This window comes from Otariodibacter sp. (assembly GCF_029256985.1).
In the GTDB taxonomy this organism is placed as follows: domain Bacteria; phylum Pseudomonadota; class Gammaproteobacteria; order Enterobacterales; family Pasteurellaceae; genus Otariodibacter.
In genome coordinates this window covers 1-6,628 of the sequence record NZ_JARIDQ010000021.1, presented here as the reverse complement: position 1 = coordinate 6,628, position 6,628 = coordinate 1, and the positions used below count along the sequence as shown (strand labels likewise).

Sequence of the window (6,628 nt, the reverse complement as noted above, 5' to 3'; positions counted from 1 at the left end):
AGATATTGTAACATAGACCAGATTGTCAATATTGCTGCAATATAAAGTAAGATGAACGCTAAAATTTCCATTAACTCACTTTGTCTCCAAAGCAACCCACCTAAAGAGAATAATTGTGCAGTAGTTTTTACTTTTCCCCAAATAGAGACCGCTACATTTGCTCTTTCACCAATTTCTGCCATCCATTCACGCAAGGCAGAAATAATGATTTCACGTCCAATCATAATGGCCGCTGGAATAGTAATCCACCAAGTATGGTAATATTCCACCACACAAGCTAATGCGGTTGCTACCAATACTTTATCTGCCACAGGATCCAAAAATGCTCCGAGCCGTGTTGTTTGACTCCACTTACGTGCTAAATAGCCATCAAACCAATCGGTAAGCCCTGCAATAAAAAAAATAAGAGTAGTAATTTCTGGTGAATAAGGAATAGGTAAATAAAACGCTAAAACAAACAGAGGAATTAGCACCACACGAAAAATAGTTAAATAGGTTGGAATATTTAGTTTCATCACAGTCAGCGTAAAGAAGAAGATACTATATTCTAGTGGATGCTTGATGAATAGGAAAGGATAAGCGGTAATATTTTAAATATTTTTGCAAAATTTACTCAAAATCTTACCGCCTATATAATATTCAATTATTTATCTGAGACTCTTTGATCCTTTTCTACTTGTGCTACACATAAGTGTAGAATTTGTTCAGCCCCTTGTTTAATATAATCATCGTCACGTACTTGATTTCTTTGTAAATCGACCATTGCATCATTAATACCTTGCGTTGTGCTTTTCGGTTCAACAAAAGACCAACATTTAGGGCTTAAACGGTTTGCATTGCCTTGTAGCTCTGCTGCATACAATACACCACTATAATAAGTATAAACGTCATGATCTAACATACGATTCAACAAACTTGCTCTAATTTGTTCAACTGGTAAAGTTACACGTTGGCTATACCAATCATCTACGCCTCTAATGAACGAATTAATATCAAAACTTTCATTAACACGGTCTAAATATGTTTGTGCTGTTGCACCATAACCTATTGCATAGGATTTTTGGTCAACTTCATTGTCAGCAAGTCGAGTCCAACCTGTTGGTTTATTAAAACTACAAGCGGATAATACTAAAACAATGATTAAACCAAAGAAATGCTTTAATCTCCAATGCTTCATTTGTTATACTCCTCAGTATTATTTTAATTTTCAGGGTCGAATTTATTCTACCGAATAATTAATGGAATTACTACATGAAACAATATTTAGATTTATGCCAACGTATCGTTGAACAAGGAAAATGGGTTGAAAATGAACGCACTGGCAAACGTTGCTTAACGGTTATCAATGCAGATCTTCTTTATGATGTTGAACAAGGTCAATTTCCATTAATTACCACTCGTAAGAGTTTTTGGAAATCTGCTATTGCTGAATTACTTGGTTATATTCGTGGCTATGATAATGCCGCTGATTTTCGTCAGCTTGGTACAAAATCTTGGGATGCCAATGCAAATGAAAATAGTGCTTGGCTCGCTAATCCTTACCGTAAAGGTGAAGATGATATGGGATTAGTTTATGGTGCTGTAGGTCGTCACTTTCCTAAAGCAGATGGTTCAGGTAATATCGATTTACTTCGTCAAATTGTTGATGATTTAAAACGTGGAATGGACAATCGTGGCGAAATTTATACTTTCTATCACCCAGGAGCATTCCACATGGGATGTTTACGTCCTTGTTTGCATAGCCATCACTTCTCATTATTAGATGGCGTTTTATATCTAAATAGTACCCAACGCTCTGCTGATGTTCCTTTAGGTTTAAACTGGAATATGATCCAATGCTACACATTTTTAGCTTTAATGGCACAAATTACAGGACATAAAGCAGGACAAGCTTTTCATAAGATTGTAAACGCTCACATTTACGAAGATCAATTAGAATTAATGCGAGATGTGCAACTCAAAAGAGAGCCTTTCTCTCCACCTAAGTTAATTATTAATCCTGATATTAAAACATTAGAAGATTTAGAAACTTGGGTAACCCTTGATGATTTCAAAGTTGAAGGTTATGAGTTTCATCCAAGTATAAAATATCCATTCTCAGTGTAATATCATAAAGTTATAGGTATAAAACTAACTTAATCGATAAAAAATCCCCTATTGCTTATAACAATAGGGGGTATTAGATTATTAACCAAATTTACACGCTACAATACACAGCCTAATTATAGACTATCAAAATAGTTATTTAATTTTTTAGCAAATTCCTCAAATTATTTTTAGCCTCTTAATTTAGCAATGCCACACTTAGACCAAATTTTTCCAATTAGTTGCCTTTTATCATCTAATTCTTTAAGTTCATTAGCTAAGTTTTTTCATTACTCTTTTAAAAAACTCAAACAACCAGAAGCTTGCTTCTATTTTGCTTCAGTTAAACTTCAATTTGCTATTAAATTTCTATATAATGAAATCATGATCTATTGTTTATTGCGCTTGAATAAACCAACAATATATAATAATAAAATTGCGCCTATAACAGCAGTTACTATAGAACTTATCATACCTGTTGATTGAAAGCCTACAATATCTAATACAAAGCCACCCAAAACTGAACCAATAATACCAACTATAATATTTCCAATTAGTCCGAAGCCAAATCCTTTATAGATTTTTCCAGCTAACCATCCAGAAATACCCCCAATAAACAACCAGGCAATCAAACCTGTAGAATGCATACTATTTATCCTCAATAATTATTTATTTCTTACTATCTTTAGAATTGAAACTACCTTTCCCTAAAAGAAATCCTAAAACAATAGTACCTAATAAAAGTTTTCTTCCATGATTATTTACTAGATAATTAACCGTATTCTTAAGTGAATTTTCATCAAATCCTGTTAATTGTGATGTCTCACGAATAGCTTTATCTGTCAAATTAGCATTCTTATAAATTTTCTCTTTAGCCTTAACTTTATAGGAAAGATAAAATCTATAACACAATCCTAAAATAATAAACCCTACGGAGAAATATAAGTTTGCGTAAATTGAACCATACTGTTGCTTTAAATAAATATGTAATGTAATTAAAGCAAACAATATACCGAGCGCAAAAAATACAATCGGAATAAACATAAGTTTAATCTTAGATGCACTTACACTCGGCGATCGCACTATTCTAATTAGAATAGGTAAAATAAGCGATCTAAACATATAATTTAACGCTTATTATTAAATAGATATCCAACTACTAGACTTATACCAGCCACCAAACCAACTGTGATAAGTGGATTATCTTTTGCTTTACGTTCAGCTTGACTTGAGGCAGTGGCAAGTTTTTCTTTTAAATAGTGGTAAATATCTTCACCTTCTTCTTCAAAATCTTCTAATAAATTTTCAGCTTTTGTAGACGCTTGGTTGAGAGCTTTGCTTGCTTTACGGCTTAAACGTTTAGATTCACCTTCACCAATTTCTTTTATAAGAGTGGTTATTTCAGATAAATTATCTTTTAATGATTTAATCTCCGTCTCTAAAGCTTCAATCTTATCTGTTTCTTGTTTATCTTGAGTCGCCATGATAATTCTCCTTAAAAATACTTACCTAAAAGGTTAGGTCATAATTTAGCTCAACAGCTAATCTTAGATATAACTTTAAAACTAAACAAATTTATAGTAGCAAGCTACATCATGAGTACATTGTAAGCAAAATAAGATTAAAATGTAAAGTTTTATTATATGATTTTACTTAATTTAATAAATAATTGTTGAAATTTTTTATTAATGATAGTATTGGATTAGGAGTGAGATGAAAAAAGATTAGTAAAATATATACATATGATAAAGACAAATATTCTTAAACACACACCTTGGTTTTTATTGCTACTAATAGGTATATTATTTTTTTATTTCACTCGATCGATCTTAACACCTTTTCTTATTAGTGGAGTTCTGGCTTATTTTTTCTCTCCTCTTATTGATAAATTGGAAGCTAGGAATATAAGTCGGGCTAAATCTTTACTAATTGCTTACACCATAATTATTTTATTATTAATCCTATCAATTATTTTTATTGTTCCCATCGTCAATGAACAAATGAGGGAATTTCAGCATATCAAACCTCAAATTATTCACTTCTTCCAATATGATTTCTGGCACTATCTTAACAATTGGATTCCATTTGATTTAAATATTGATGCAGATACTGTTGAAAAAGCGATTAAAGATACTGTCAAAAATACGAGTGAAGAAGGAGATAATAGTTTAACTCAAAGTGTTTTTGATTCAGCATCATGGGTTATCTCATTTATCACTAATTTAGCCCTAGTCCCCATTATCACCTACTATTTTTTAAAAAATTATCACACCATTATTGATAATATATTTCGATTAATTCCGAAAAGAAACAGAGCAACAATTATAAAAATTGCTAAAGAATCGGATAAAAATCTATCCGCTTTTCTACGAGGTCAATTCATTGTAATGAATATCTTAGCTGCAATTTATATTGTCAGTTTAACGACGATGGGACTTAGTTATAGCTTATTGATTGGGCTAGTAGCAGGATACTTAAATTTTATTCCATTTATTGGATTATGGGTTGGAGCTTGTACTGCTATTCTTGTGTCTATTTTTCAATTTGGCGATATATTACATATAGTTATTGTAGTGGCAATTTTCACTGTGGCACAAATTATTGAAGGTAATTTTTTAACACCAAAGCTTGTTGGAGATAGAATTGGACTCGGTCCTGTCACGGTTATTTTTGCGGTGATGGCTGGAGGTGAATTACTAGGTATTATGGGAGTGCTTATTGCATTACCTTTATCCGCTGTTTTAAAAGTGATACTTGAACATATTCGAGAATCTTATGAGGAAAGTGAATTCTATGAAAACAATAGCAAACTTATCATCCCTGATGATATCAATGAAAATATTCCTCATGAAAAATAAAAAATACTGTTGCTAAAAATACTACTTTTATAAAATAAAAAGTCGTCTAACTATGAATTGTCCCCAATATCAGACGACTTTTTATATTTAACATGATAAATTAAAAGATCTAAAATCTATTTCTTTAATGAATAGCTATAAACGTGTCCATCAAACATCACAGGTACTAATAAATTATCCCCATAACTTGAAATATCAGCAGAACCGGGACCACTCTCTAGCAATAGCTGAGTTTTACCATCGCTGTACTGAAATATTTTTCCACTGTTTGAGTCGCTGACAATAATATTGCCTTTTACCTTTGCAATACCATCTAAGTTACCAATATGCTCTGCTCCTTCTAATACTTTTACTTCTTTAGTCTTTAGATCAATAGCAAAAATACTGCCTAATTCATCGGTAGAAAAATCTTCGTGCATACCTTCACCCCAAGTAACCACCAGTAAACGATCACCATCTATTAGTACGCCATTTGGACTAGAAAAAGCGTCGGTTTCTACCCATTTTTCAAGTGTGTCACCTTGTAAACGATAAATTGCACCGCCCACAATGTCACTAATATACACATTACCTTCTGCATCAGCAGTTATACCATTAAACATTTTACTATCTTGAGCAGTGATCGATTGTTTAACCTTACCCGTAGTAATATCCACAACTCGCACTTGTTGTATATCAGCAATGTATAATAAATCTCCATATTGAACGATACCTTTTGGCGCATTGATTCCTGTTACCCAATGCTCATCAAGCACCTTACCGTCTTTATCTAAACGACTAATATAGCCCTCACCTTTTTGTGCCATTGGACCGCCATCATTATTAGTGACGTAGAAATTTTCTCGTTTAGCATCAAATCGAGCTGATTCAGGGTGAGCAAAGCCACCGCTAGACCATGATAATACAGGTTTACCCAACTCATCTGCATTAGCTGTACTCATTAATATCGCAGCACTTCCTACCATAAAATATTTCTTTAATTGATTCATATATCGTCCTCCATTAACACTATAATTTTAACAAAAAAACAACAAATATAAAGTAAGCTCACACGCTCAAAACGGAAAAGACCAACTAAACGACTAAACTTTTGCTATTTCTAGCGTGCTATTTTGTATGATATATTACTTGCCCTCTCGAAAAATCTACAAGCAAAATGGAAAAGTATGATGTCTAAAATACTTAAAGATAAACCCGTTATATCTAATCAACACGGAGCATTGGTGATGGCGTTTGTGCCATTTTTATACGGAATTTTCGCCAGTCATATAACACTTTCACATCTTTGGCTCGGGCTATCGTGGCTCTTTATCTACTTCTTTTCTTATCCCTTTATGGCGTTATTTAATCGCAAAAATACCCAAAAATATAAAAAATGGGCAATTATCTATGCCATTATTAGTGTGATATTTGCGATACCTTTGCTCTATTCTAATCTGATAATTTTGCAATTTGCTATCCCGATCTTACCGCTTGTATTGATAGAAATTTACTATGCAAAAAAGAAAGATGAACGTAACTTAATCAATGATATTGCAGGCATATTAACCTTTGGAATTGTCGGAATGGCGAGTTTCTATCTATCCACTGGACAATATAATTTTGAAATACTGATTCATCCAACACTATTTTTTATTGCTGGCACGTTCTATGTAAAAAGTATTGCAAGAGAAAGAAGAAACCCT

At 32.6% G+C, this 6,628-nt stretch carries 9 protein-coding genes; 3 read left to right on the top strand and 6 right to left on the bottom strand.

From position 1 onward, the window contains the following. A partial coding sequence (pgsA, locus tag Q1J40_RS02265; RefSeq protein ID WP_301098412.1) for a CDP-diacylglycerol--glycerol-3-phosphate 3-phosphatidyltransferase occupies positions 1–515 on the bottom strand: 515 nt, incomplete at its 3' end. A 128-nt stretch (positions 516–643) separates the two neighbouring features. After that, positions 644–1,177, bottom strand: a complete 534-nt coding sequence (locus Q1J40_RS02260) for an HI_0449 family lipoprotein (RefSeq protein ID WP_301098411.1) — start codon at positions 1,175–1,177, stop codon at positions 644–646. 74 nt (positions 1,178–1,251) lie between these two features. Between Q1J40_RS02260 and Q1J40_RS02255 the strand changes: the two genes are divergently transcribed. Beyond that, positions 1,252–2,106 (top strand): thymidylate synthase, encoded by an 855-nt coding sequence (locus Q1J40_RS02255; RefSeq protein ID WP_301098410.1) that lies wholly within the window; start codon positions 1,252–1,254, stop codon positions 2,104–2,106. A gap of 368 nt (positions 2,107–2,474) precedes the next feature. Here Q1J40_RS02255 and Q1J40_RS02250 read toward each other — a convergent pair whose 3' ends face one another. The 3 genes from Q1J40_RS02250 to Q1J40_RS02240 all read right to left on the bottom strand — a co-directional run bounded on the left by Q1J40_RS02250 (position 2,475) and on the right by Q1J40_RS02240 (position 3,569). Further along, complete coding sequence (locus Q1J40_RS02250; RefSeq protein ID WP_301098409.1) at positions 2,475–2,732, bottom strand: GlsB/YeaQ/YmgE family stress response membrane protein; 258 nt, start codon at positions 2,730–2,732, stop codon at positions 2,475–2,477. 22 nt (positions 2,733–2,754) lie between these two features. Beyond that, positions 2,755–3,129: a hypothetical protein gene (locus Q1J40_RS02245; protein WP_301098408.1), complete on the bottom strand. Its 375-nt coding sequence runs from the start codon at positions 3,127–3,129 to the stop codon at positions 2,755–2,757. Positions 3,130–3,212: 83 nt separating this feature from the next. After that, positions 3,213–3,569, bottom strand: coding sequence for an ElaB/YgaM/YqjD family protein (locus Q1J40_RS02240; RefSeq protein ID WP_301098407.1), 357 nt, complete (start codon positions 3,567–3,569; stop codon positions 3,213–3,215). Between the two features lie 258 nt (positions 3,570–3,827). On the opposite strand from Q1J40_RS02240, the gene Q1J40_RS02235 reads away from it, so the two are divergent. Continuing rightward, positions 3,828–4,943: an AI-2E family transporter gene (locus Q1J40_RS02235; protein ID WP_301098406.1), complete on the top strand. Its 1,116-nt coding sequence runs from the start codon at positions 3,828–3,830 to the stop codon at positions 4,941–4,943. A 116-nt stretch (positions 4,944–5,059) separates the two neighbouring features. Here Q1J40_RS02235 and Q1J40_RS02230 read toward each other — a convergent pair whose 3' ends face one another. Beyond that, positions 5,060–5,932 (bottom strand): outer membrane protein assembly factor BamB family protein, encoded by an 873-nt coding sequence (locus Q1J40_RS02230; protein WP_301098405.1) that lies wholly within the window; start codon positions 5,930–5,932, stop codon positions 5,060–5,062. A gap of 189 nt (positions 5,933–6,121) precedes the next feature. Between Q1J40_RS02230 and Q1J40_RS02225 the strand changes: the two genes are divergently transcribed. Continuing rightward, on the top strand, positions 6,122–6,628 hold a 507-nt coding region (locus tag Q1J40_RS02225; protein WP_301098413.1), incomplete at its 3' end, for a YwiC-like family protein.

What these genes read in the sequence shown, in the direction of transcription:
- Q1J40_RS02260 (WP_301098411.1), bottom strand. Translation starts at nt 1,177, where the DNA reads ATGAAGCATTGGAGATTAAAGCATTTCTTTGGTTTAATCATTGTTTTA.
- Q1J40_RS02245 (WP_301098408.1), bottom strand. Translation starts at nt 3,129, where the DNA reads ATGTTTATTCCGATTGTATTTTTTGCGCTCGGTATATTGTTTGCTTTA.
- Q1J40_RS02235 (WP_301098406.1), top strand. Translation starts at nt 3,828, where the DNA reads ATGATAAAGACAAATATTCTTAAACACACACCTTGGTTTTTATTGCTA.
- Q1J40_RS02250 (WP_301098409.1), bottom strand. Translation starts at nt 2,732, where the DNA reads ATGCATTCTACAGGTTTGATTGCCTGGTTGTTTATTGGGGGTATTTCT.
- Q1J40_RS02255 (WP_301098410.1), top strand. Translation starts at nt 1,252, where the DNA reads ATGAAACAATATTTAGATTTATGCCAACGTATCGTTGAACAAGGAAAA.
- Q1J40_RS02240 (WP_301098407.1), bottom strand. Translation starts at nt 3,569, where the DNA reads ATGGCGACTCAAGATAAACAAGAAACAGATAAGATTGAAGCTTTAGAG.
- Q1J40_RS02230 (WP_301098405.1), bottom strand. Translation starts at nt 5,932, where the DNA reads ATGAATCAATTAAAGAAATATTTTATGGTAGGAAGTGCTGCGATATTA.